17 protein-coding genes and 2 pseudogenes are annotated in these 21,039 nt (G+C 63.2%); 10 read left to right on the forward strand and 9 right to left on the reverse strand.

Features of this window, described 5'->3' with window-relative positions; translation table 11 throughout:
- Nucleotides 1–4 precede the first annotated feature (4 nt).
- Nucleotides 5–352, reverse strand: a complete 348-nt coding sequence (locus MF672_RS05980) for a hypothetical protein (RefSeq protein ID WP_242378918.1) — start codon at nucleotides 350–352, stop codon at nucleotides 5–7.
- Nucleotides 353–495: 143 nt separating this feature from the next.
- On the opposite strand from MF672_RS05980, the gene MF672_RS05985 reads away from it, so the two are divergent.
- Entirely contained in the window at nucleotides 496–1,230 is a 735-nt protein-coding gene (locus MF672_RS05985; protein WP_242378921.1) for a phospholipase D-like domain-containing protein, read from the forward strand.
- A gap of 299 nt (nucleotides 1,231–1,529) precedes the next feature.
- Here the strand turns inward: MF672_RS05985 and MF672_RS05990 are convergent, their stop codons facing one another.
- From MF672_RS05990 to MF672_RS06010, 5 genes are all read right to left on the reverse strand, one after another.
- Nucleotides 1,530–1,838, reverse strand: a complete 309-nt coding sequence (locus MF672_RS05990) for a hypothetical protein (protein ID WP_242378923.1) — start codon at nucleotides 1,836–1,838, stop codon at nucleotides 1,530–1,532.
- 131 nt (nucleotides 1,839–1,969) lie between these two features.
- A complete protein-coding gene (locus MF672_RS05995; RefSeq protein WP_308210463.1) occupies nucleotides 1,970–2,641 on the reverse strand; it encodes an SAV_6107 family HEPN domain-containing protein in 672 nt (223 codons plus the stop codon).
- A 401-nt stretch (nucleotides 2,642–3,042) separates the two neighbouring features.
- On the reverse strand, nucleotides 3,043–4,395 hold the full coding sequence (locus MF672_RS06000) for a restriction endonuclease subunit S (RefSeq protein WP_242378927.1): 1,353 nt from the start codon (nucleotides 4,393–4,395) through the stop codon (nucleotides 3,043–3,045).
- Nucleotides 4,392–5,810 (reverse strand): type I restriction-modification system subunit M, encoded by a 1,419-nt coding sequence (locus MF672_RS06005; protein ID WP_242378930.1) that lies wholly within the window; start codon nucleotides 5,808–5,810, stop codon nucleotides 4,392–4,394. Before MF672_RS06005 ends, MF672_RS06000 begins: the two co-directional genes overlap by 4 nt.
- Nucleotides 5,807–8,485, reverse strand: coding sequence for a type I restriction endonuclease subunit R (locus tag MF672_RS06010; RefSeq protein WP_242378935.1), 2,679 nt, complete (start codon nucleotides 8,483–8,485; stop codon nucleotides 5,807–5,809). Before MF672_RS06010 ends, MF672_RS06005 begins: the two co-directional genes overlap by 4 nt.
- A gap of 336 nt (nucleotides 8,486–8,821) precedes the next feature.
- Between MF672_RS06010 and MF672_RS52445 the strand changes: the two are divergent.
- Nucleotides 8,822–9,069 (forward strand): annotated as a pseudogene (locus MF672_RS52445) (IS1634 family transposase); the annotation flags it as partial.
- A 161-nt stretch (nucleotides 9,070–9,230) separates the two neighbouring features.
- Here the strand turns inward: MF672_RS52445 and MF672_RS06015 are convergent.
- Together MF672_RS06015 and MF672_RS06020 are read right to left on the reverse strand one after the other, a co-directional pair.
- Nucleotides 9,231–10,469 carry an IS256 family transposase gene (locus MF672_RS06015; RefSeq protein ID WP_247815482.1) on the reverse strand — a complete coding sequence of 413 codons (1,239 nt, stop codon included), beginning with the start codon at nucleotides 10,467–10,469 and terminating at the stop codon, nucleotides 9,231–9,233.
- 621 nt (nucleotides 10,470–11,090) lie between these two features.
- Nucleotides 11,091–11,549, reverse strand: coding sequence for a HEPN domain-containing protein (locus MF672_RS06020; protein ID WP_242384197.1), 459 nt, complete (start codon nucleotides 11,547–11,549; stop codon nucleotides 11,091–11,093).
- Between the two features lie 44 nt (nucleotides 11,550–11,593).
- Between MF672_RS06020 and MF672_RS06025 the strand changes: the two genes are divergently transcribed.
- On the forward strand, nucleotides 11,594–12,856 hold the full coding sequence (locus tag MF672_RS06025) for an IS256 family transposase (protein WP_407654758.1): 1,263 nt from the start codon (nucleotides 11,594–11,596) through the stop codon (nucleotides 12,854–12,856).
- Between the two features lie 313 nt (nucleotides 12,857–13,169).
- On the opposite strand, the gene MF672_RS06030 is transcribed toward MF672_RS06025, so the two are convergent.
- A protein-coding gene (locus MF672_RS06030; RefSeq protein WP_247815176.1) for an IS3 family transposase occupies nucleotides 13,170–14,323 on the reverse strand; the annotation gives its coding sequence in 2 pieces (ribosomal slippage) (nucleotides 13,170–14,110 and nucleotides 14,110–14,323; 1,155 coding nt in all).
- A gap of 229 nt (nucleotides 14,324–14,552) precedes the next feature.
- On the opposite strand from MF672_RS06030, the gene MF672_RS06035 reads away from it, so the two are divergent.
- The 7 genes and pseudogenes from MF672_RS06035 to MF672_RS06065 all read left to right on the forward strand — a co-directional run bounded on the left by MF672_RS06035 (nucleotide 14,553) and on the right by MF672_RS06065 (nucleotide 21,031).
- Nucleotides 14,553–15,796, forward strand: a protein-coding gene (locus MF672_RS06035) for an IS3 family transposase (protein ID WP_247815177.1) whose coding sequence is annotated in 2 segments (ribosomal slippage) — nucleotides 14,553–14,835 and nucleotides 14,835–15,796 — 1,245 coding nt in all. Because the reading frame shifts where the segments join, the coding sequence is not laid out codon by codon here.
- Between the two features lie 63 nt (nucleotides 15,797–15,859).
- A pseudogene (locus tag MF672_RS06040) lies at nucleotides 15,860–16,342 on the forward strand (transposase domain-containing protein); the annotation flags it as partial.
- Nucleotides 16,343–16,415: 73 nt separating this feature from the next.
- On the forward strand, nucleotides 16,416–16,961 hold the full coding sequence (locus MF672_RS06045; protein ID WP_247815179.1) for a winged helix-turn-helix domain-containing protein: 546 nt from the start codon (nucleotides 16,416–16,418) through the stop codon (nucleotides 16,959–16,961).
- Complete coding sequence (locus MF672_RS06050) at nucleotides 16,886–17,425, forward strand: transposase (RefSeq protein ID WP_247815487.1); 540 nt, start codon at nucleotides 16,886–16,888, stop codon at nucleotides 17,423–17,425. Before MF672_RS06045 ends, MF672_RS06050 begins: the two co-directional genes overlap by 76 nt.
- A 102-nt stretch (nucleotides 17,426–17,527) precedes the next feature.
- Entirely contained in the window at nucleotides 17,528–18,592 is a 1,065-nt protein-coding gene (locus tag MF672_RS06055; RefSeq protein ID WP_247815180.1) for an ISAs1 family transposase, read from the forward strand.
- Between the two features lie 11 nt (nucleotides 18,593–18,603).
- The gene (locus MF672_RS06060) at nucleotides 18,604–19,077 is read left to right on the forward strand and encodes an NUDIX hydrolase (protein ID WP_242383481.1); all 474 of its coding nucleotides are present in this window, start codon (nucleotides 18,604–18,606) and stop codon (nucleotides 19,075–19,077) included.
- A gap of 613 nt (nucleotides 19,078–19,690) precedes the next feature.
- Nucleotides 19,691–21,031 (forward strand): hypothetical protein, encoded by a 1,341-nt coding sequence (locus tag MF672_RS06065; protein ID WP_242383480.1) that lies wholly within the window; start codon nucleotides 19,691–19,693, stop codon nucleotides 21,029–21,031.
- Nucleotides 21,032–21,039 lie beyond the last annotated feature (8 nt).

Here is a 21,039-nt window from a genome sequence, read left to right on the forward strand (position 1 = left end):
TGCCTCAGAGCCGGTAAGCCTCGGCGATCTGGTGCAGGTTGAAGCACAGCTCGCCCTGCTCCCCGTCGTGCCAGCCGTCCTGCGCGGCCTGCGCGATCCGCTCGACGGCCGCGGCGAGCCGCAGGCAGGTGACCCGCTCGTCGCCCTGGTCACCCCAGTAGAACCAGCAGAACCCCGCGTGAACGAAGACGCGGCGAACCCGGGAATTGACGTCGGCCACCTCCAGGCACGGCCGACCGTCCTCGGCCACGACGAAGGCCACAGGAACATCCCGGTTCTTGAGCTCGTCCCCGAGCGCGATGAGCGCGCGCTGCGCGTAGGCGTACTGTCGTTCCTCGACGCTGCTCGCCATACTCGAGCCATCCTTCCCTCGTCACGGACTGTGTATGACGAGGTTCGTCCGCGGACTGGAACCTCTACACCGCAACTCAGGGACGTCTAGGGACGTCTCATGTTAGCTTCCAGGTAGAACCCCTGGTCACGCGAGAGGTGCGCATGAACGACAACCTTCGCCACGCCCTCATCAACGCCCGTCTCCAGCCCGTGGACGTCGCCGCGCATCTCGCCGTTGACCCCAAGACCGTCCACCGCTGGCTGAAGGGCCGCATCCCCTACCCCCGCCACCGCTGGGCCATCGCCGGCCTTCTCGAAGTCGAGGAATCCGAGCTCTGGCCCGACCTCACCCACCAGCAACACGCCCTCAGCGACGAGGTCCAGGCCATCTACCCGCACCGCTGGGCAGTTCCCCGAGCCACATGGCGCCACCTCTTCCAGTCAGCCACCCACGAGATCGACATCCTGACGTACAGCGGCCTCTTCCTCGCCGAAGACACCGGCCTCATCCGCCTCCTGATCAGCAAGGCAGAGGCCGGCGTGCGTGTGCGTCTCCTGCTCGGCGATCCCAAGGCACCCGCCGTAGCCGCACGCGGAGTCGACGAGGAAATCGGCCCAGATGTCATGGCGACCCGCATCCGAAGCGCGCTCGCTCTCTTCCAGCCGCTAGCCAGTACCGAGAACGCAGAGCTCCGTCTGCACCAGACAGTGCTCTACAACTCGATCTATCGCTCGGACGCCGAACTACTCGTCAACAGCCACGCGTACGGCACACCCGCTGCTCAAGCCCCTGTGATCCGCCTGCGAGCGATCGAGCAGGAGGCCGCAGCATCTACGTACATGAGTAGCTTCCAGCGTGTATGGGCGAGCGCCATGCCGTACAAGGCAGAGAGATGACCAGCTGCTGAAGCGTCGACTCAGCAGCATCATGATTGCAGCATCATGATTGTCGGGTCATCAGAAAGCTACTTATCTGCACGTCATCAAGGGCGGTCCGCCCTTGGCGGCCCGCCACGCGTGGGGCGGTCGCTGGCCGCGCTGCGGCTCTCCGGCCGGTCACGGCCAGCACCGCCCACGCGCCAGCACTACAGGCAACAGCCAGAAACGCACGAATCTGGCAACCCTCGTTCGTCGAGGCGTGAGTGATGGAGTCCTGAGTTGCAGGAAGGCCACCGGGTCGGTGGCGTTAGCGACGATCAGACCAAGGGAGGTGCTCCTGGCGCTGCTGCGGGAGGAGTCACTGGGGGCTGCGCCGACGAATGCGCCATTCTCAACTGCTTGATGTCATCCGAGGCCGCGTGCCGCAGCACGAAGATCTTCACCAGAGCGAACACGCTCGGCCCTGTGAGCGCGAGCGCTAGCCATGTGTGGCCGTTCACTCCGAGAACCACCGCGGCGGCGAGCATCGCGACGGCGATGACCAACCCTGCACCAACCCCAACAAGATGCAGAACGTACCCTCGGCGGTCCTGAACCTCCCGGGTTCGCGCCGCGAGCACCGCCATCCGGTACTCATGCTCTCGCCTCAGCACAGGTTCGAGAGCCTTGAGGGCGGGAGTGAGATGCTCTGCAGGGAGTTGCGCCCATTGCGTGGCTATTTCCAGCCCGGTGGGTCCCCGATCGAGTGGATCAGCCGTCACCTGTTAGCTCCCCCATCTCCGTGTAGTAGAGGTTCGCGCTCGTCCAGGAGGTGGGGTGGAGGCGGGCCGAGTCGTCTGAAAAGGTAGTCGAGCCCATTGACCAGGCTCAGTGCAGCTTCGGGCGTATGCTCATCGGCACCCACAGACAAGAGGTCGAAAGCATGCGGCTGGCCCTTCCGTTCTGCTTGGTTGGAAAGGAGCGTCTCCACAGTTGAGACGAAGGTCTCAGCCTCGGCATGCAGCTCATCAGCTTCCGCGGCGGCCAAGTCACGGACCATGCCAGCCTCAGCTCCTGCCCGCTTCGCGGCGGTCACCGAGAAATAAGCTGCCCAATCAGCTAGGCCGGGCTCTACAAGAGGGAGCAGTTCCCAAGCGCTGCGCAGTCTGGCGCGATTCTTGGGAGGGCGAGGGCGAGCGGCGAGGATCGCCGCGGCGGCACGCAGGGCAGCCAGGTGAGCGGCGACATAACGGCTGGCCGGAGTGCGGGCCGCGGAGGCCTCAGCCAGTAGGGCACGCGCATCGGAGAGGTGCGCTTGGGCATTGCGGGATGCTGGCAATTTCGGGAGGTCGTCGGGGACCGAGTCAGCCGTATGACTAGCCTCACGGCTATGTGTATCAAGCATTCGATCGCGCCATCGTCTCAGCATGTCCTTGAGCCACAGGCCCATTCGATAAGCTCCTCACGAGCGGACGGCTTATGCGACTTATGCGATGAGAATAGCTGCACAGTAGCGGATAGGCCAGTAGATCGATGACTATGTCACAGATAGTCATACTTGCGGCCAATCCGCACCCATGCGATACGGTGCCTATCGGGCCGACGAATATGCTTCCCACGAGTAGCATCTACGCCTCTGAGGAGGCGCCCGGGCGGAGACCGTGACGATCGCCGACTTCGGTACTCACCGTTCGGGGTCAGGGCGATCGGCTGCCGCGGCCCTCCTCCGTCGGGCCTTGCCACCGACCATCCAGGCTGAGGCTCCGCTACAGTAGCGCTCGGAATAACCAGAGCTCGCGTCTCTACATCCGAGCAGTCGGCTTCTCTGACCAGCGTAGCAAGTACGGCCACTCATGAGACCAAGTCTCCACGGAATGCCTTGGCTAGGGCCGCTTGACTTATGCGATCAAGGAATGATGAGACGGCGTCTATATTCGTAAGAATTTCCTCACTCACCTTGAAGAGCGCTTCCACTCGACGGACAATTTCACGTTGCTCTTCGAGAGGGGGAAGAGCCACCGCCACTTGTGAGAGTATAGCTAGATTGATATTCGCCTGGGCGGTAGCAGGGGCGAAAGCCGCCAAATCACGACGAGCAGTACGCATGAATAGCTCGACGTACTCGGGTAGCGCAATCTTTTCGTCAGCGATCAAACCGACGACACTGTCAGGAAAACATGCAGGATAGGTCAGAAGGGCACTATCTGCAATGTTGGCAGCAATTGTAATACAGACGGTTCGAGCTGGCCAAATTCGGCTTTGAGCTAGGCCTAGGTCATTATAAGTTTGGGAATGCGAAGTAATGCGACCACCGGAACGCGCAACTTCGCCAGTTTGGATGAATGGATAGTCGCCGCCGAACAGACTAGGGTGATTTCTCGGTCGATGCTTTGATTTGCCACGGCCCAGTTCTCCCAGCTCGGGCAGCGCCGCCCAACACCACTCATCCGGGATCGGCGGCAGAGTGTCAGCAGACGGAAGAGTGGGTTCCCGGTACCTACGTCCCAAGCGGTGCTGGTCGGAACTGCGTTTCGCTTGCAGCATGGATATGCAGGGAGCAGGGCGATGGTCGCCGCGCCAGCGCGACGTTAGAGCACCAGAGCAGGCCGCAGCAAGAACTGCTCGGCGGGCGGTCATAATGATGCTGCGCGCGCTGGCGAGACCGGCAGCGACAGCATCGCGCATTTGGTCAATCTGGTCGAGCAGGTCAACGATCCGACGCTGCTCCGCAACAGGAGGCAGTGGAATGCGTTGCGAGCGAACCACTCGGTCGTATGTGGCAGGGTATTGCGTTCCAGTTTGCTTTGGCGTGACCAGATGGATGAATTCGTCCGTTGTCACCCAACGAAATAGGAAGTCCTGCAACACTCTGTTGTTCGGACGCAGTACTGTGAATCCCGTTGATGCCACTGCCGGTTGTTCTACATTGGATACTCGTGCAATGTTGCGGAGATATGTTCTCACGTTTGAAAACAGCACGTCTCCATCTCTCACGGCCCGCCTAGCCCTCGATGGGGCCTCAGCGCCTGCAATCTTTCGTGACTCAGTTATCTCGAAGCGCCGATTATCGATACTTGAGATATCGATATAATTTATAATCGTCTGAGGATGTTTTGTGGGGTCGACACTCGGCACTACATCCGTAACCTCAGAGATATTGACAACTTCCCAGCCCTGCGGCAAATCCCGAAAAGAAATGCTCATTCCGAGCCCTCCCCATTTCCTAGCAGTTGCTGTAGTGCTTCAAGGTGAAGAAGTGCTTGCTGGAGTTCATAAGAAGCCTCAGTGATCAGGTCGGCCGGATCTCCAAGCTCATCGACGTCATCAAGCTCGTCGTCACGCAGCCACCTGAAGTTGTCGATCTTGTAGTCTCGCGCCTTAACCTCATTGATGCCGAATACCCGCCACCGACCCTCATCGGAATCACTCTCCTGCCGAAGAGCTTGGCCATTAGGATCGACTCCATAGCAGGCTTCGAATTCTCTGAAATGAGACGCCGTAAGGGGACGCGACTTCTTAGTCACTGCCGGCACGTTAGCGCGAGCATCGTATATCCACACCTTCGAGGTGGACCGACCCTTTGTCAGGAAGATAACGTTGGTCTTCGTGCCGGGCGTGTAGGGGTTGAAGGTACCGCGCGGGCATCGCAGCACCGTATGGACGTCGGCGTCCTCCATGAGAATCTTGAAAACCTCGCCCGCCTTGTCAGCGAAGAGCACGTTATCCGGAACCACGATAGCCGCTCGGCCTCCCGGCTTCAGGATTGTGAGCACGTGCTGAAGGAAGTTCAACTGCTTGTTGGAGGTTTCAATCGTGAAGTCGTCCCGCACCGGAGCCTGATTTGCTCCACGAGTGCCAAATGGCGGATTGGTCAACACCACGTCGAAGCGCTGACGACCGGGTGCTTCGTATATGGAGTCCCCCAGCAGGATATGCGGCTCGACCTGGTGTAGGTACATGTTCATGAGGGCCAGGCGTCTCGGGCGAGCTACCAGTTCCTGCCCGTAGTACGTCGCGGTCTTGATACGCCTAGCAGTATCGCGGTCGAGCGCGCCGCCCGTGTGCTCCTTGAGCCATTCGTATGCGGCAACTAGGAAGCCGCCTGTACCGCAGGCTGGGTCGCAGATGCTGAACTGGTTGTGGGCACGTGGGTCGGGCTTGATGACCCGAACCATAGACCGGATCAGCGGTCTTGGCGTGAAATACTGGCCAGCACCCTTTTTGCCCTCAGCAGCCGACTTTTCCAGCAATCCCTCGAATGCTGCGGCCTTAACGTCGACGTCGAGGCTGGTCCACTCGGTTTCGTCAATAGCCTTGATCAGGCGGGCAAGCGTTGTTGGGTTGGCGAGCCGGTTTTGTGATCCAGCGAAGATATCCCCGAGCATGCCGTCCTGCTTCCCAAGCTTTCGCAGAGCGACCTCGTACGCCTCGATGAGATCAGTGCCGGACTGCTTGCGCAGGTACGGCCAGTCGGTTTCTTCTGGCAGCTCGATGCCCTGCTCGTCTGCCATCTTAAGGAACAGCAGGTACGTCAGCTGTTCGATGTAGTCTCCGTAGTCGACCCCGTCGTGGCGCAGAGTGTGGGCATAGCCCCAAAGCTTTCCTACAACGTCGGTCATGCGGCAACGAGCTCCTCGTTCAAGCGTTCAATCAGTTCAGGCAGCTGATGATCGAAGACGCGGTTCGCCCGGCCCCATCCGCCACGAGCGGACAGGATTGGGATGAGGTTAAAGTCCTCACGGTCGATGGACAGGTTCTCGATCAAGTGCTGTTCAATGTAGTTCATCCACCGCTGCTGCTCATCGGTAAGCTGACGGCCGGCAGTGACGTTGGCGATGGCGGCCGACACACGCTCGTGAGCCGTCAACAACGGCGCAGTGTCCAGTGCGGCGTGCTTCACCATGGAGATGATGTCCACCAGAGCTTTGCCGTACTTCGCCCGGAAGGCGCGCTCCAAGTTGGCCTCGGTGAAGTGCTCGGGGGCCCGGCTGAGAGCGTCTCGTAGGTTGGTCAGGGTCTCTGGGTTCCAGCTCTTCGGGCGCTTGAGGAGTACTGAGATCGCGTCGAGCTTCTCACCCTCGTCGCGTACGAACTCAGTGAAGGCCATCAGGTAGTCCTCGGGTCTGTACTCGCGTCCTGTGGCACCGCGAATCAGCCAACCCGAGCTGACTTCATCGACGGCGCTGCTCGCCACAACGAACGTTCTGCCGCCACGAGGGTAGTGCTCCAGCAGGTCTTGGAAAACCGGATCACGCAGGATCTTCATGACGGGCATGAAGGAGGTGCGCAGCAGAGTCTGCAGCTTCGAAGCCCAATCGCCTAGATCACCATCCGGGATGAAGGCCGCGAAGAGCTGGTATGCCTCTCCGTTCATCGACTTAGCAATGCGCTGCAGGCGCTTGACTAGGCGGCGGACATTGTAATCGCGGTCCTTATTTTGCCAAATCTCCTCGATGATCTGAGCGTTCGACTTGTTGTCGCTCTCGGCAGGCTCGGCAGTGATGCCCGTCGTGTTCTTGAAGTAGGCCATCAAGCTGCCGTCGAAGCAGTCGAAGACCACGAACCGGTCTTTGTCACGTGCCTGGTCGCCGCCAAGGCGCGTGCCGCGGCCCAGCATCTGCTCGAACAGGATCCGTGACTTCACCGGGCGGAGGAAGACTAGGAACTCCAGGTCGGGGATGTCTACACCGGTGGTCAGCAGGTCGACGGTCACCACAATCCGAGGCTTTGGCCGGTTACGGAACTCACGGATGTGCTGGAGCGGTCGGTCGACTCGGCCTGTGATCTTGGCGACAAAGTCCTCACCGCGCCCGAAGATCTCTCGAGCCATGGCCACAAGCTGGTCGGCGTGCGAGATGTGCGGTAGGTCGTTCACCGCGAAGATTAGGGTCTTGGGGAAACGACCGTGTTGGGTCTCGAACTCGTCGGCGTAGCGCTTGAGCTCGTGCAAGATCTTCCGGTTGGAGTCGGGTGCAGTGACCTTGCGCTCGACCTCGCTGGCATCAAAGCTCCGTTCGTCCTCAAGCAGATCAAGTTGCTTAGTGCCAGTCTCGGGGTCAACCTGATCGACCTGCTCCCCCTCCCGGAGAAAGACACCGTTGATGCGAATGTCGGAGCTAATCTTCACCACGTCGTAGTCGACGAGATAGCCCTCACGCACGGCCCTCTCGTACTCGTAGCGGTAGACCAGATTCTCGAAGTAGGCCACGGTGTGTGCCGCAGGAGTGGCCGTGAGGCCTACCTTGATGGCGTCGAAATGGTCGAGGGTGTCACGCCAGATGGCACGGTCCTTGGCCGAGTACCCACGATGGCACTCGTCGGCGACGATGAGGTCGAATGCATGGATGGGGATATCGAGCTGCTCGACGGCGGCGTCGATCTCCTCATCGGCGATCTTGAGTGCCCGCTCGCCGCCGAAGAGGTTCATCGACATGCGCTGGATCGTGGTGACGTATACAAAGGCATCGCCGAGCTGGGGGCTTGTTAGCAGAGAGGCTGGCATCACATTGGCGTCGAACGGAGCGTCATCTCCGAGATCCTCACGCCTGAAGGCTTGCGAGTAGACGGGGTAGATCTTGTCGAATTTCAGGCCCGGCTCCGCCTCAAACGACGCAAACTCCCGCACGGTCTGGGCAGCCAGGACCCGCCGATCGACGAGGAACAGTACCCGGCGGGCGACACCCGACTTCATCAGCCGGTGCACCTGGTTGACCGTGGTCAGCGTCTTGCCAGTTCCCGTGGCCATCGTGACAAGCATCTTCCGCTTACCCTCAGCGATAGCCCGCTCGACTGCTTGGTTCGCCTCTATCTGGTAGTCACGGAGGCGCTGGTTCACGCGGGCGTTGGCAAGCGCCGCCAGCTCGGCATCGGAGTCTCTGCTGAGCATCTCGGTAAGCGCTGCGGGCGTGTGGAAGGCGGAAACGAGCCGGGAACGGTTCTGCTCCCGTCTTACGTCGTGGAAGTAGATCTGCTCGCCGTTCGTCGAGTACAGGAACGGCACCCCGAACTCTCCTCTGATTAGCGAGCCGCTCGTGATGCCGCGCGCATAGCGCTCTGCCTGCGTTAATACCCCTTGCGGACCGATCGTGACCTTCTTGGCCTCTACAACGCCCCGTAGTCCGCCCTGATCCGCCAGGGCGTAGTCGGCAGGCCCTGCGGCCGTCGGCCACTCTTCTACGGCTGTCGCTGTCGGAGGCGAGGACGATTGCGCGGGCTGGTACGGCGCCACGGTCCAGCCAGCCGCTACCAGCTTCGGGTCGATCCGACGCTTGCGAGTTATAGCTTCAGCCTCCATGCCATCCTCCCTGAGTCGCCTTCCAGTCCCCGACCTGCGGCATCGCCAGCTCCGCACCTACTGCGATCAACTCTAGCGGTGACGACTGACAAACCCTCCAGAGAACGCAATCCGGATGTCACAACAAGACAGGAGTTCTTGGCGCCGTTCGGGCTGGACTTGCCGGCTGAGACAGCGCCTTGTGGCCTGCGAGGTAAATGGTTCTGTAGCGGACCGGATACCGCGTTCCGCGTAATTCGATGGATCTAGGGGGCGGACAGGGATGAACACGCAGGTCAAGAGGTTAGAACATGAGTGACGACGAAGAAGCGCCTAGAGACGCGATTTTGAGGATTTGTGGCCTCCACAGCGGCCACGGACCTGGAGTTCACCTCCTCAGCCACGTTCGGCGGCGCCCACGTGCTCGACCGTCTGTGGCGCAGACTGCGGATCGATCAGATCGTCGCCCGGGTAGGACAGCCCAAGCGAGGCCGCCGGCGAGACATGACCGCCACAGAGCGCGTGCTGTTCGCCCTGGTCACCAACCGGCGCTGGCCCCGTCCTCCAAACTCGCCGCGGCCGAGTGGATCAGCCAGGACGTCCATCCGTCGAGATAGAGCGACATCGGCGGCGTCCGCTTCCTCGGCCTATTCCGATTCTCCAAGAGGCGGCGGTTGGTGGGTGATCGACGCCGCAGAGGCCTGCAGCAGGCCACGTCCAAGATCGTGGTGTATGAGATTCGACCACTCTGCGATCTGGGTCCTATTTAAGCAGCAATAGCATTGTTCGTCACATTTACTTCAGCGGCGTCTTCTTGTGTCTTTCTCTCGGTGGCCTTACGGCAATCGGCCAGGATCTCCAGGCCGAGGTAGCGGCGGCCTTCGGTCCATTCGTCGTGCTGCTCGGCCAGGACGGCGCCGACGAGCCGGATGATCGCGTCACGGTTGGGGAAGATGCCGACCACGTCGGTGCGGCGGCGGATCTCCTTGTTCAGCCGCTCTTGCGGGTTGTTGGACCAGATCTGCCGCCACACGGTCTTGGGGTAGGCGGCGAAGGCGAGGATGTCCTCGCGCGCCTCATCCAGATGCTCGGCGGCCTTGGGATACTTGTCCTCCAGCGCCTGGACGACCTGGCGGTGCTGAGCCCGCACCGAGCCGGCGTCAGGCTGCTCAAAGACGGTGCGCAACATCGTCGAGACCCACGGCTGGGCGCTCTTCGGCACGCAGGTGGCCAAATTTCGGGCGTAGTGCGCGCGACACCGCTGCCAGGACGCGCCGGGCAGCGTGGAGCCGATCGCGTCGCGCAGCCCGGCGTGACAGTCGGAGATCACCAGGCTGACGCCGGACAGGCCGCGGGCGACCAGGCCGCGCAGGAACGCCAGCCAGCCCGCCCCGTCCTCAGAAGAGACCACGTCAATGCCGAGGATCTCCCGGTGCCCGTCGGCGTTGACGCCGGTCGCCACCAGGGCGTGCACGTTGACCGTGCGGCCGCCCTCGCGCACCTTCTGCGTCAGCGCGTCGATCCAGACGAAGGTGTAGGGGCCGGCGTCCAGCGGCCGGTTGCGAAAGTCGGCCACCATCTCATCCAGCTCCCGTGCCATCACGCTGACCTGGGACTTCGACAGTCTGGTGACGCCGAGCTGCTCGGCCAGCTTCTCCACCCGCCGGGTCGACACCCCCAGCAGGTAGGAGGTGGCCACCACCGAGGCCAGCGCCCGCTCGGCCCGCCGCTGCCGTTCCAGCAGCCACTCGGGGTAATACGTCCCGGTCCGCAGCTTCGGAATCGCCAGCTCGACCGTCCCCGCCCGGGTGTCCCACTCGCGGTGCCGGTAACCATTGCGTGAGTTCGTCCGCGCGTCCGACACCTCGCCGTAGCCGGCGCCGCAGCGCTGCTCGACCTCGGCATCCATCATCATCTGCGCCATCCGCACGACCATCTCGCGCAGCACATCGGGCGACGCCGCGGCGAGGGTCTCGTCGAACCACTCACCCTGAGCAGGCAGAATGTCTTTAGCGGCCACTTCTCGTCCTCCTTCGTATGCCTTCGACAGCTGTGAAGGATCGCGGAGTGGCCGCCCTCATGTCACATCGATCTTCCTGAACAGGCACCAAGGTGACGAACGGGTTCAAACCCGTACACCACTCCCGTGGACGCTAACCTGCAGAGCAGGCGCGTGATGACCGACCCAGCGAGCGCGAGACATACGCGGGATGATCAGCCCATCAGCGGAATCATGACGGAGCGTTTGCGCAGGTCAGACCATAGAAGAAGGCGGCTTCGCCAACGCTCTCCTAAAGCGGGTGCCGCAGGTTCGAATCCTGCCGGGGGCACTAGGTTTGACCAGCAGCAAAGCGCCCTTGACCAGCGGAAACGTTGGTTGGGGGCTTCTTCATGTGTCCGGTGCTGTACGGCTGTCACTGATCGTTTGCGACTGATCGTTCCCAATGCCTTCCCAGGCATCTTGCAACCCGCTCGAACCGTAGATGCTCTGGGGCGCCACCTGCTCCTTCTGCCCTCGCCGTCTGTCCAGCCCAATAGTTCGCCTGGCTGCCTGTGAGCGCCGCGCTCCTGCACGACGCTCACGAGGCAGTCTCCTCAGCGCCGCCATGGCTCCAGTGGCTCCAGATCAGGGACGCACCCTTGATGCCCGGGCCGGATCACTGCTGATCTTCGCAACTCTGTGGACAAGCATGCGCGCAACAAGGCTGATCCCGTACTCCACGTCCTCCGCAGCCGGCAGATCGCTTCTTCGCCCGTGAACGACATCATTCCGTAATTGCCTAAGCTTCCACAGCAAATCCAACTCCTCGCTGGTGATCGGAACGCTGTCATCATCCATCACACGCGCTAAGCGCAAGCGTAGTGGCGGGCTGTTTAGATCGCCCATGAGCTGTTCAATTCGCTTCCTTTGCATATTTGACAGAGAGTCGGGAAGCACTCTTCTCAACTTCCGTCTGTCTGCCTTCGAGAACAGCTCAGGCACAGTAGCGCCAGAAGCGTAGAACTCTATGGACTCAAAGATCGCCTGCACCTGAGCAAGAGGATGCCGCGGGACTGTAAAACTAACGGCGGATCTGATGATCAAGGAAGAGACGCTTGATGTCCGAGACCGCCGTGGAGTCGCCGTCCATGAACGAACTGCCTGTCGAGCCGGACCGCTCGATGACCGACGAGCAGCTGATTTCGATGCTCGTGACCCGGGCCCGTAGCGAGGGGCTGCAGCTGACCGGTGAGGGCGGCCTGCTGCAGCAGCTGACCAAGCGGGTGCTGGAGTCGGCCCTGGAAGGCGAGATCACCGATCACCTGGGCTATGACAGGCACGATCCGGCCGGGAAGAACAGCGGCAACAGCCGCAACGGCAGCCGCACCAAGACCGTGGTGACCGACGTCGGCCCGGTCCAGGTGCGGGTGCCGCGCGATGTGGCGGGCACCTTCGAGCCCCAGCTGGTGCGCAAGCGGCAGCGCCGGCTGTCCGGCGTGGACGAGATGGTCTTGTCCCTGTCGGCCAAGGGGTTGACCCATGGGGAGATCTCCGCCCACCTGGCCGAGGTCTACGGGGCGAACGTGTCCAAGCAGACCATCTCCACCATCACCGACAAGGTCATGGACGGCATGGCCGAATGGCAGAACCGGCCGCTCGATCGCGTGTACCCGGTCCTGTTCGTGGACGCGATCAACGTCAAGATCCGGGACGGTCACGTCGCCAACCGGCCGATCTACCTGGTCATGGCCGTCACGGTCGAGGGGCACCGCGACATCCTGGGTATCTGGGCCGGCGACGGCGGTGAGGGCGCCAAGCACTGGCTGGCGGTGCTGACCGAGCTGAAGAATCGCGGCGTTGACGATGTGCTCATGCTGGTCTGCGACGGGCTCAAGGGCCTGCCGCAGGCGGTGGAGACGGTCTGGCCCCGCACGATCGTGCAGACCTGCGTGATTCACCTGCTGCGCAACTCGTTCCGCTACGCATCCCGGCAGGACTGGGACAAGATCGCACGTGCGCTCAAGCCCGTCTATACCGCCCCGACCGAAGAGGCGGCGCTGGAGCGGTTCTATGAGTTCTGTGAGACCTGGGGGAAGAAGTACCCGGCGATCGTGCGGCTGTGGGAGACCAGCTGGGCCGAGTTCGTGCCCTTCCTGGCCTACGACGTCGAGATCCGCAAGGTGATCTGCTCCACCAACGCCATCGAAAGCGTCAACGCCCGCATCCGCAAGGCCGTTCGGGCCCGCGGCCACTTCCCCAACGAGACCGCCGCCCTGAAATGCGTGTTCATGGCCCTGATGAGCCTCGATCCCACCGGGCAGGGCCGCAAGAGATGGACCATGCGCTGGAAAGCACCGTTGAACGCCTTCCAGATCGCCTTCGAAGGCCGCCTTACCCCTGCCAACCTCTGACCACTTCAACAACCAAGATCAGCCGTTAAGTTGACACTCCCTTCGAAGCTGCCAGGTGACGCTGTAGCGCTCGGCTGTACTGACGGCCGAGGGGATGGGGTGAGTCTTTTGATCGACTTCTGCTCAAGATCATCCCCTGCATATCCCCACAATGCTGTCCTACGGCGGCATACGGCTGCTCCCGGCTGCCTTGAAAGCTTCGGGAAAGCAAAAGACCTGCGGCTAAGAAACCGCAGGTCAGAGGCTAAATTACCTGGTCGAGATGAGTGCCCTTGGAGTTGCCCCGGTTCGATAGACACATCAGGGCTTGCGACTACGCGGCAGCATAGTCGAGGTCTTGGGCGTTATTGAGCGCGTGTCGGCGTTCGTATTCGGCGGGGCTGAGCTGGCCGTTGGCGGAGTGGCGGCGGCGCGGGTTATAGAAGCCCTCGATGTAGCTGAACAGGGCTCGTTGGGCTTGTGACCTGGTGTGGAAGGTACGCCGGTCGATCAGTTCGCACTCCAGCGAGGCGAAGAAGCTCTCGGTGATCGCATTGTCGAAGCAGGTTCCGGTGCGGCCTGTCGATGGGCGGACGCCGGCCTGCTCACAGCGCCGGCCGAAGGCGATCGAGGTGTACTGGCTGCCCTTGTCGCTGTGGTGAATCACCCCGGCCGCAGGGCGGCGCTGGTGCAGGGCCATCGCCAGCGCGTCGGTCACCAGCTCGGTGCGCATGTGTTCGGCCATCGCCCAGCCGACGATCCGGCGGGAGAACACGTCCAGCACCACCGCCAGATAGACGAAGCCCTGCCAGGTCGGCACGTACGTGATGTCGGCCGTCCAGACCCGGTTCGGCTCGGCCGTGGTGAACTTCCGCTTCACCAGGTCGGACGCGGCGATCGCTTGCCGGTCGGTGATGGTGGTGCGACAGCCCCTGCGCCGGCTCACCCCGGCCAGCCCGGCGGTGCGCATCAGCCGGGCCACTGGCTTGCGACCGACCCGGATCCCGTCGAGCTCGCGCAGGTCGGCGTGGATGCGCGGCGCCCCGTAGATCTCATCGGATGCCCGGTGGTGCCGGCGGATCTGTTCGGTCAGCTCGGCGTCGCGGCGGGCTCGTGCGGACGGGCCGCGCTGCTGCCGGGCGGCCCAGGCGTAGTAGCCCTGGCGCGACACACCCAGCACCCGGGCCAGCAGGGAGACCTCGTGGTGGTCCTTCTCCGCATGGATCAGCCGGAACTTCATCTCGGCAGATCCGTCTCCCGCGCGAAGAAAGCCGCGGCCTTGCGCAAGATCTCCTTCTCCTCGCGGAGGATCTTGTTCTCCCGGCGCAGCCGGGCCAGCTCGTCCTTCTCGGCGCTGGTCAGGCCGTCTTGGCGGCGGCCGTCATCCAGATCGGCCTGGCGCACCCAGGTACGGATCGACTGCGCGGAGGGCTGGAACTCCTTGGCCAGCTCTTCCGGTGTCCGTCCCGCGCGCACCAGCTCCACCATCTGCCGGCGAAACTCCGGCGGATGGTGTTCGGCACAGCAGACTCCTTCTTCCGGAAACCAGGGTTCCCCAGAGATCAGGTGTCCACCAAACCGGGCCAACTCCCAAGGCCAGGTAGTTAAGGGGATTCGGTTCTTGTCAACCGGCTGAGACGTGCAACGGGACTCCTGTAGATCAGATTGAATCGCCCCGGGTTCGGTGGAGACTTGATCTCTTGAGAGGATCAAGTCCATGCCTGGTAAGTCTCCCTATCCCGCCGAGCTGCGCCGCCGGGCGGTGCGGATGGTCGCCGAGGTGCGGCCGGATTACCCGACCGAGTGGGCCACGATCAACGCGGTGGCGACCAAGCTCGGCATCGGCACCGCGGAGACACTGCGTACCTGGGTCCGCCAGGCGCAGATCGATGAGGGCAGCCGGCCCGGCCGCACGACGGACGAGTCGGCCGAGCTGAAGCGGTTGCGCCGGGAGAACGCCGAACTGCGGCGGGCGAACGAGATCCTGAAGGCCGCATCGGCTTTCTTCGCGGCCGAGCTCGACCGGCCGCACACGCACTCGTGACCTTCATCGACCAGCACGCCGGCGTGTTCGGTGTCGAGCCGATCTGCCGTGTCCTGACCGAGCACGGCTGCCCCATCTCCACCAGCACCTACTACGCCGCCAAGAGGCGCCCGCCCTCGACGCGGGCGGTGCGCGACGCCGAACTGGACGCCCACATCCAGCGCATCCACACCGCCAACTACGGCGTCTACGGCGCCCGCAAAGTCTGGCAGCAACTGCTGCGCGAGGGGCATCGGGTGGCCCGCTGCACCGTCGAGCGCCGGATGCGCGCACTCGGCCTGCACGGCGCCCGGCGGGGCAAGAAGATCCGCACCACCACGCCCGATCCCGGGCACGAGCGGGCGGCCGACCGGCTGCAGCGCGACTTCACCGCCCAGCAGCCGAACGCCACCTGGGTGGCCGACTTCACCCACGTGACGGCCTGGTGCGGGGTGGTCTACGTCGCGTTCGTCGTCGACATCTACTCCCGGGCGATCGTCGGCTGGGCCGCCTCGCTGACCAAGCACACCACGCTCGTGCTGGACGCCCTGGACATGGCCCTGTGGCGGCGTGAGCGCACCGGCCACCCGGCCGGGCCGGGACTGGTTCATCACTCGGACGCGGGCAGTCAATACACCTCTTTCCGGTTCACCACCCATCTGCTGGCGGCCGGCATCGACGCCTCCATCGGCACGGTCGGCGACGCGCTCGACAACGCCCTGATGGAATCGCATATCGGCCTCTACAAGACCGAGCTGATCAAGCCCCGGGGCCCGTGGCGCAGCCTGGCTGAGGTGGAACTGGCCACCGCTGAATGGGTGGCCTGGTTCAACACGACCCGCCTGCACTCAGCCATCGGACACCTCCCGCCCGAGGAGTTCGAGGCGATCTACTACGCTCAGCACCACCCCAACGAAGCCCTAGCAATCAACCGCTGAGGTCTCCATCAAAGCCGGGGCGGTTCAGATGTCGGCGAAGATCATCTGAAGAGTGGAGTCCCGTTGCGGGATCAGTTTGTCATCTCCCGGGTGGTGCGGGTGGCCGCGGGAGTGTTCGCGCCGGGCCACCTGGGAGAGCTCACCCAGGTGGTGCCGTTTGAGCTGGTGGATGCGGTGCTGGCGGAGACGGGCCGGGTGCAGCACCGGCTCCGGGAGCTTCCCTCACGGGTCGGGGTGTATTTCCTGCTGGCGATGTGCCTGTTTCCGGAGGTCGGCTACCGGCTGGTGTGGGACAAAATGACCAGTGCGCTGGCCGGGCTGCCCGCGGTCGCTTCGCCGACCGCCAAGGCGTTACGCGACCTGCGCCGCCGGGTGGGCGCTGCGCCGATGCGAGCGCTGTTCGAGGTGGTGTGCGGCCCGCTGGCCCAGCCGGTGACGCCCGGGGTGCGGTTCGGCCGCTATCGGACGGTCTCCTTCGACGGCTGCAGCTCACTGAAGGTGCCCGATACCGGCCGGAACCGGGCCTGGCTCGATCGGCTCGCCCACGGCGGCTACACAGGTTGAATGCGTAGTGTCTTAGCCTCGTGACGGATCGCTTCGGGCGAGGTACGACCGGAGCATGCGGTACGGGCAAAGGGGTGGGTACACGCCCGCAGAGCAGGAACGGCGGGAGCGTGTACGGCTGCAGGCGGCCGAGTGGTTCAAGGCCGGGGAGTCGACCAGGGCGATCGCGGTGCGGTTACGGGTGCACGAGCGGTCGGTGACACGCTGGCGCAAGGCCTGGCGCGAAGGCGGTGGTGCGGAGGCGCTGCTGTCGAAGGGGCCGGTCTCGAGGGAGAAGCTGTCGGCCGCTCAGTGGGCACGGCTGGATGCCGAGCTCAAGCGCGGGCCCCTGGCCTGGGGCCATGTCGAGGATCAGTGCTGGACCTTGGGCCGGGTCAAGACGCTGATCGGGCGGTTGTTCCACATCGGCTACACCATCGAGGGGGTGGGCAAGCTGCTGCATCGGCACGGCTGGTCGGTGCAGGTGCCGGCCCGGCGCGCCATGGAGCGGGACGAGGAAGCCGTTGCGCTGTGGAAAGCCGAGGTGTGGCCGGCGGCAAAACCACCGCGGCGGACCTGGGTGCCTACCTCTGCTTCGAAGACGAGGCCGGGCAGGGACTGAGGCCGCCGAAGGGACGTACCTGGGCACCGGTCGGCGCCCGTCCGGTGGTGACAGTACGCGGCAGAGGCTCCGGCCGCATCAACATGGCCGGCGTCGTGGCCTTCCGCGACGGCGAACGGCCGCACCTGTTCTACAAGCTGCACGTCTACCACGGCCGCAAGGGCGAGCCGAAGACGTTCTCCTGGAGCGATTACCGGGACCTGATCGTGGCCACCCACCAGCAGCTCGGCGCACCGCTGGTCTGGTGCTGGGACAATCTCAACGTGCACCTGGACGGCCGGCTCGCCGCGTTCGCGGCCGAGCACGCCGACTGGCTGCGCCTCGTCCAGCTGCCCGCCTACGCGCCCGAGCTGAACCCGGCCGAGGGCGTGTGGTCGCTGTTGCGCCGTTGCCTGGCCAACTTCGCCGTCACCGACCCAGGGCCGAAGCGTTCTCGTCTGACGAGACATGCACGGGCTCGATGAAGCCGGGCGGTTGAGGGCACCCCGGCAGGCAGACGGCAAACGCGACCCCTGAAGATCGTTGGGTGTCTACGCCAGTCGATCAAGAACAGGGGCCGCGTTCGCGTGCCATCATCCCCGATCGACGTGCTCACCCGCCACCTGGAGCACGTCACCATCACCGACCCACCGGCTGACCTGCCCACACTCGCCGAGCTCCTGGACGCCATCCCGGACCCGCGCAGCCGACGAGGCCGCCGCTACCGGCTCGGCCCGCTGCTGGCGATATCCCTGCTCGCCGTGCTCGGCGGCGCAACCTCCCTGACCAAGATCGCCCGATTCATCACCGGATACGACCCCGACCTGCGCGCCCGGGCCGGCCTGCCCGGCACCGTGCGCCTGGCCGCCAGCACCCTAGGACGGCTGCTCGCCCGGCTGGACGGCGACGCCTTCGACACGGCGACCTGCACCTACCTGGCCACACTCGCCGACTGCGGCCCGCCCACCACCGATATCCAACTCCCGGCCCGGACGGCGCTGTCCGGCCTGGCCGTGGACGGCAAGACCCTGCGTGGCAGCCGTACCCCGGACGGTGTCATCCATCTACTGGCCGCCACCCGCCACGACACCCAGACCGTCGTCGCCCAACGGCAGGTCGAGGCCAAGAGCAACGAGATCCCCGCCTTCACACCCCTGCTGTCCCACCTGGACCTGACCGGCGTGGTGGTCACCGCCGACGCCCTGCACACCCAGCACGACCACGCCCACCACGTCATCGCCGCCGGCGGCCACTACTTGTTCATCGTCAAGGGCAACCAGCCCACGCTCCTGCACCGGCTCAAGGCCCTGCCCTGGCGCGAAGCCATCCTCAACGACCGCACCGACCAGACCGCGCACGGCCGCCGCGAGATTCGCCGCATGAAGATCTGCACCACCCGCCCCCACCTGCCCTTCCCGCACGCCGCCCAGGCGATCCAGATCAAACGCCGCCGCACCGACCACCGCACCGGCAAAACCACCATCGTCACCATCTACGCCATCACCGACCTGCCACCAGGCCGGATCACCCACGCCCAACTCGCCGCACTCATCCGCGGCCACTGGAGCATCGAAGCCCTGCACCACATCCGCGACGTCACCTACCGCGAAGACGCCTCCCGCATCCGCACCGGCACCGCATCGGCCGAGTAGGCTCCTGTGGCGTGAGCCGGCGGATCGACTACTACGACGACCCCAGCGCGCCAGCCGCGAACAGTTTGGTTCCCTCGGTGAACGTCGTGGTCGCCAACGAGGCCGACGAGGTGCTGCTGATCCGCCGCTCCGACAACGGCAACTGGGCACTACCGGGCGGCGCCGTCGATCTCGGCGAGTCCATCCCTCAGGCCGCCATCCGGGAGACTCTCGAGGAGACCGGAATCACCTGCGAGATCACCGGGCTCGTCGGCACTTACAGCGACCCTCGCCACGTCATCCACTACACGAGCAACGGCGAAGTCCGTCAGGAGTTCTCCCTCGTCCTCACAGCCCGAGCCACAGGCGGCCAACCCACACCCAGCACAGAGTCTCGGGAGGTTCGTTGGGTGCCTCGGCAGGAGCTCGCCGCCTACGGGATGTACCCCTCCATGCGGCTGAGAATCGGACACTATCTCCGCGGGAACGGCCCGTACATCGGCTGACATCGAAGCCATAGCGTCAACCGTGACAGCAGGCACGATCACTGCACGAAAAAGGCCAGGTCACAGGTATGATCGTTAACTGATGAGACTTTTCTCTACGTCTATCAAGGCGTGCGCCGCCCGCGGCGGCCCACGCACGTGCTGGGCTCCTCCTGGCCGCGCTGCGGCTCTCCGGCCGGTCGCGGCCAGGGACACCCTGCACGGCTAAAGAACACCTCCGACCATCCCTCACTCTTGCCTAGACCGTCCGGAAGGCACCAGGGGCTCACAGGTAACACATACGCCTCCAGCAAGATAACCCATATCGACGCCAACAAGTTGTATGGTCTGGTCCATGAAAGGTGACCCAGGATGCACCGGGCTCGGACGCACTTCTCCCGCAATACGTCGCGCCCTTCCACCCGGAGCCAGCTAGGGGCCTCCATACCAGGACTGCAGTGAGCCACGAACCAACTGGCAGCATTCCGAAAAGCAGTACCAAACTACGCATGCGGGCATGACAGGGTGCATAATGACCGAGAACAGTAGGCGGCTCCACATATCACAAGCTCTCAAGCAGTATTGGGATAGCCAAGGGCCAAAAGAGACCTACCGTGTCCCCCTCCGAGGTCACATGACTCTCGAGGTCATCGACGTGCCTCTCTCCATTCCCGTACTCAACGCGGACAGCTTCCGGATTGCGCCTCAGCTCGATGAGCATCCCCAGCGAGACCTGGTACGTTCTGACCCATACTCTCCAGCTGCCCAACAGCTCGTAAGTGACCTGGTTAAGAGCGTGCACAGACATTCCCAGGATCTCAAAGAGAACCTTGGCGAGGAGGGCCAGAGCCAGCCAGGCGTCATAACTCGCCAAGGCAAGTTGATCAACGCTAACACCCGGTGCGTACTCCTTCGTGAGCTTGCCCGTGAGGGCAGAACAAAAATAACGACTCTACGTGTAGCAGTTCTCCCTGCCGATGTAACCGATCAAGAGCTTCTGGAACTTGAGATGCTGCTTCAGCAGCAGGTAGAACTCAAGGATGAGTATCGCCTCGTAAATCAGCTCACGATGATCAAGAAGCTCCATGACGCCGGTGTGAGCGACGACGCGATTGCAAGGAAGCTCAGAATACGAAGTGCTAGAAGCATGAGCGCCGGAGCACGTGTGCGCGAACTCCGGGAAGTCCTTTTCCTGATGGAGAGAACGAGACGACTAACAGAGCCAAGACTGTCTATCACTACCTTTGCTTCAGACCGTGACAAGGAACAGAATTGGCGAGAGCTGTTGCGGGAAGTGAAGCGCCTCGATAGCACCCAAGGTCGCGAAGCAGCAGATGCACACATTCTCGGCTGGCTCATCGCATATCTCACCGGGATCGATTCCGTTCACAAGCTCCGGCTTGCCAACGGCGACTGGGTCGAACGTGGCGTCATCGACCAGCTCGCGCAACACCACCACGCCCTACATGACGCCATTGCCGGCAAGCAACAAGGAGAGACAACACCTTCAGGCCGTCCCGATAAGGTCGATCAAATCCCCGGTCTCGACTTGCTGGGTTCTCTCGAAGAGACATTGCCGGCCGAATCAGTCAAGCCTCAAGTGCAAACCCTCGCCAACATTGTGGCACAAGCCCATCAGGCGGGAACCGATCACCATGTTACATTGCCCAACGGAACATCAGTATCCGCGCCTGAAGTCCTTGAAAAAGTCGGCAATACTGTCAATAAAGCGATAGCAGCAGAAAAGCGACGCAATAGGGCAGGTACAAGACTAACACGACCCCAGGGCTATCTCGACAGCGCACGCTCATCTCTCAACGACGCAATTAGAGCAATATATGAAGCAAAGCCGGACCCGGCATTCCATGCCCACCAAAGAGCAACCCTCAACGCCATGCTGACCGAGATCGAGGATTTGGTCGATCAAGCCCGTACAGCGCTTGAACAGGACTTGATTGACACAGAAGAGGGCTAGGGACTCAG

The organism is Actinomadura luzonensis (genome assembly GCF_022664455.2).
Taxonomy (GTDB): Bacteria; Actinomycetota; Actinomycetes; order Streptosporangiales; family Streptosporangiaceae; genus Nonomuraea; species Nonomuraea luzonensis.

Bases quoted from the DNA above. Each gene is read 5' to 3' on its own strand.
- MF672_RS05980 (WP_242378918.1), bottom strand. From the start codon at position 352: ATGGCGAGCAGCGTCGAGGAACGACAGTACGCCTACGCGCAGCGCGCG.
- MF672_RS05985 (WP_242378921.1), top strand. From the start codon at position 496: ATGAACGACAACCTTCGCCACGCCCTCATCAACGCCCGTCTCCAGCCC.
- MF672_RS05990 (WP_242378923.1), bottom strand. From the start codon at position 1,838: ATGGCGGTGCTCGCGGCGCGAACCCGGGAGGTTCAGGACCGCCGAGGG.
- MF672_RS05995 (WP_308210463.1), bottom strand. From the start codon at position 2,641: ATGGGCCTGTGGCTCAAGGACATGCTGAGACGATGGCGCGATCGAATG.
- MF672_RS06000 (WP_242378927.1), bottom strand. From the start codon at position 4,395: ATGAGCATTTCTTTTCGGGATTTGCCGCAGGGCTGGGAAGTTGTCAAT.
- MF672_RS06005 (WP_242378930.1), bottom strand. From the start codon at position 5,810: ATGACCGACGTTGTAGGAAAGCTTTGGGGCTATGCCCACACTCTGCGC.
- MF672_RS06010 (WP_242378935.1), bottom strand. From the start codon at position 8,485: ATGGAGGCTGAAGCTATAACTCGCAAGCGTCGGATCGACCCGAAGCTG.
- MF672_RS06025 (WP_407654758.1), top strand. From the start codon at position 11,594: ATGAACGAACTGCCTGTCGAGCCGGACCGCTCGATGACCGACGAGCAG.
- MF672_RS06045 (WP_247815179.1), top strand. From the start codon at position 16,416: ATGCGGTACGGGCAAAGGGGTGGGTACACGCCCGCAGAGCAGGAACGG.
- MF672_RS06065 (WP_242383480.1), top strand. From the start codon at position 19,691: ATGACTCTCGAGGTCATCGACGTGCCTCTCTCCATTCCCGTACTCAAC.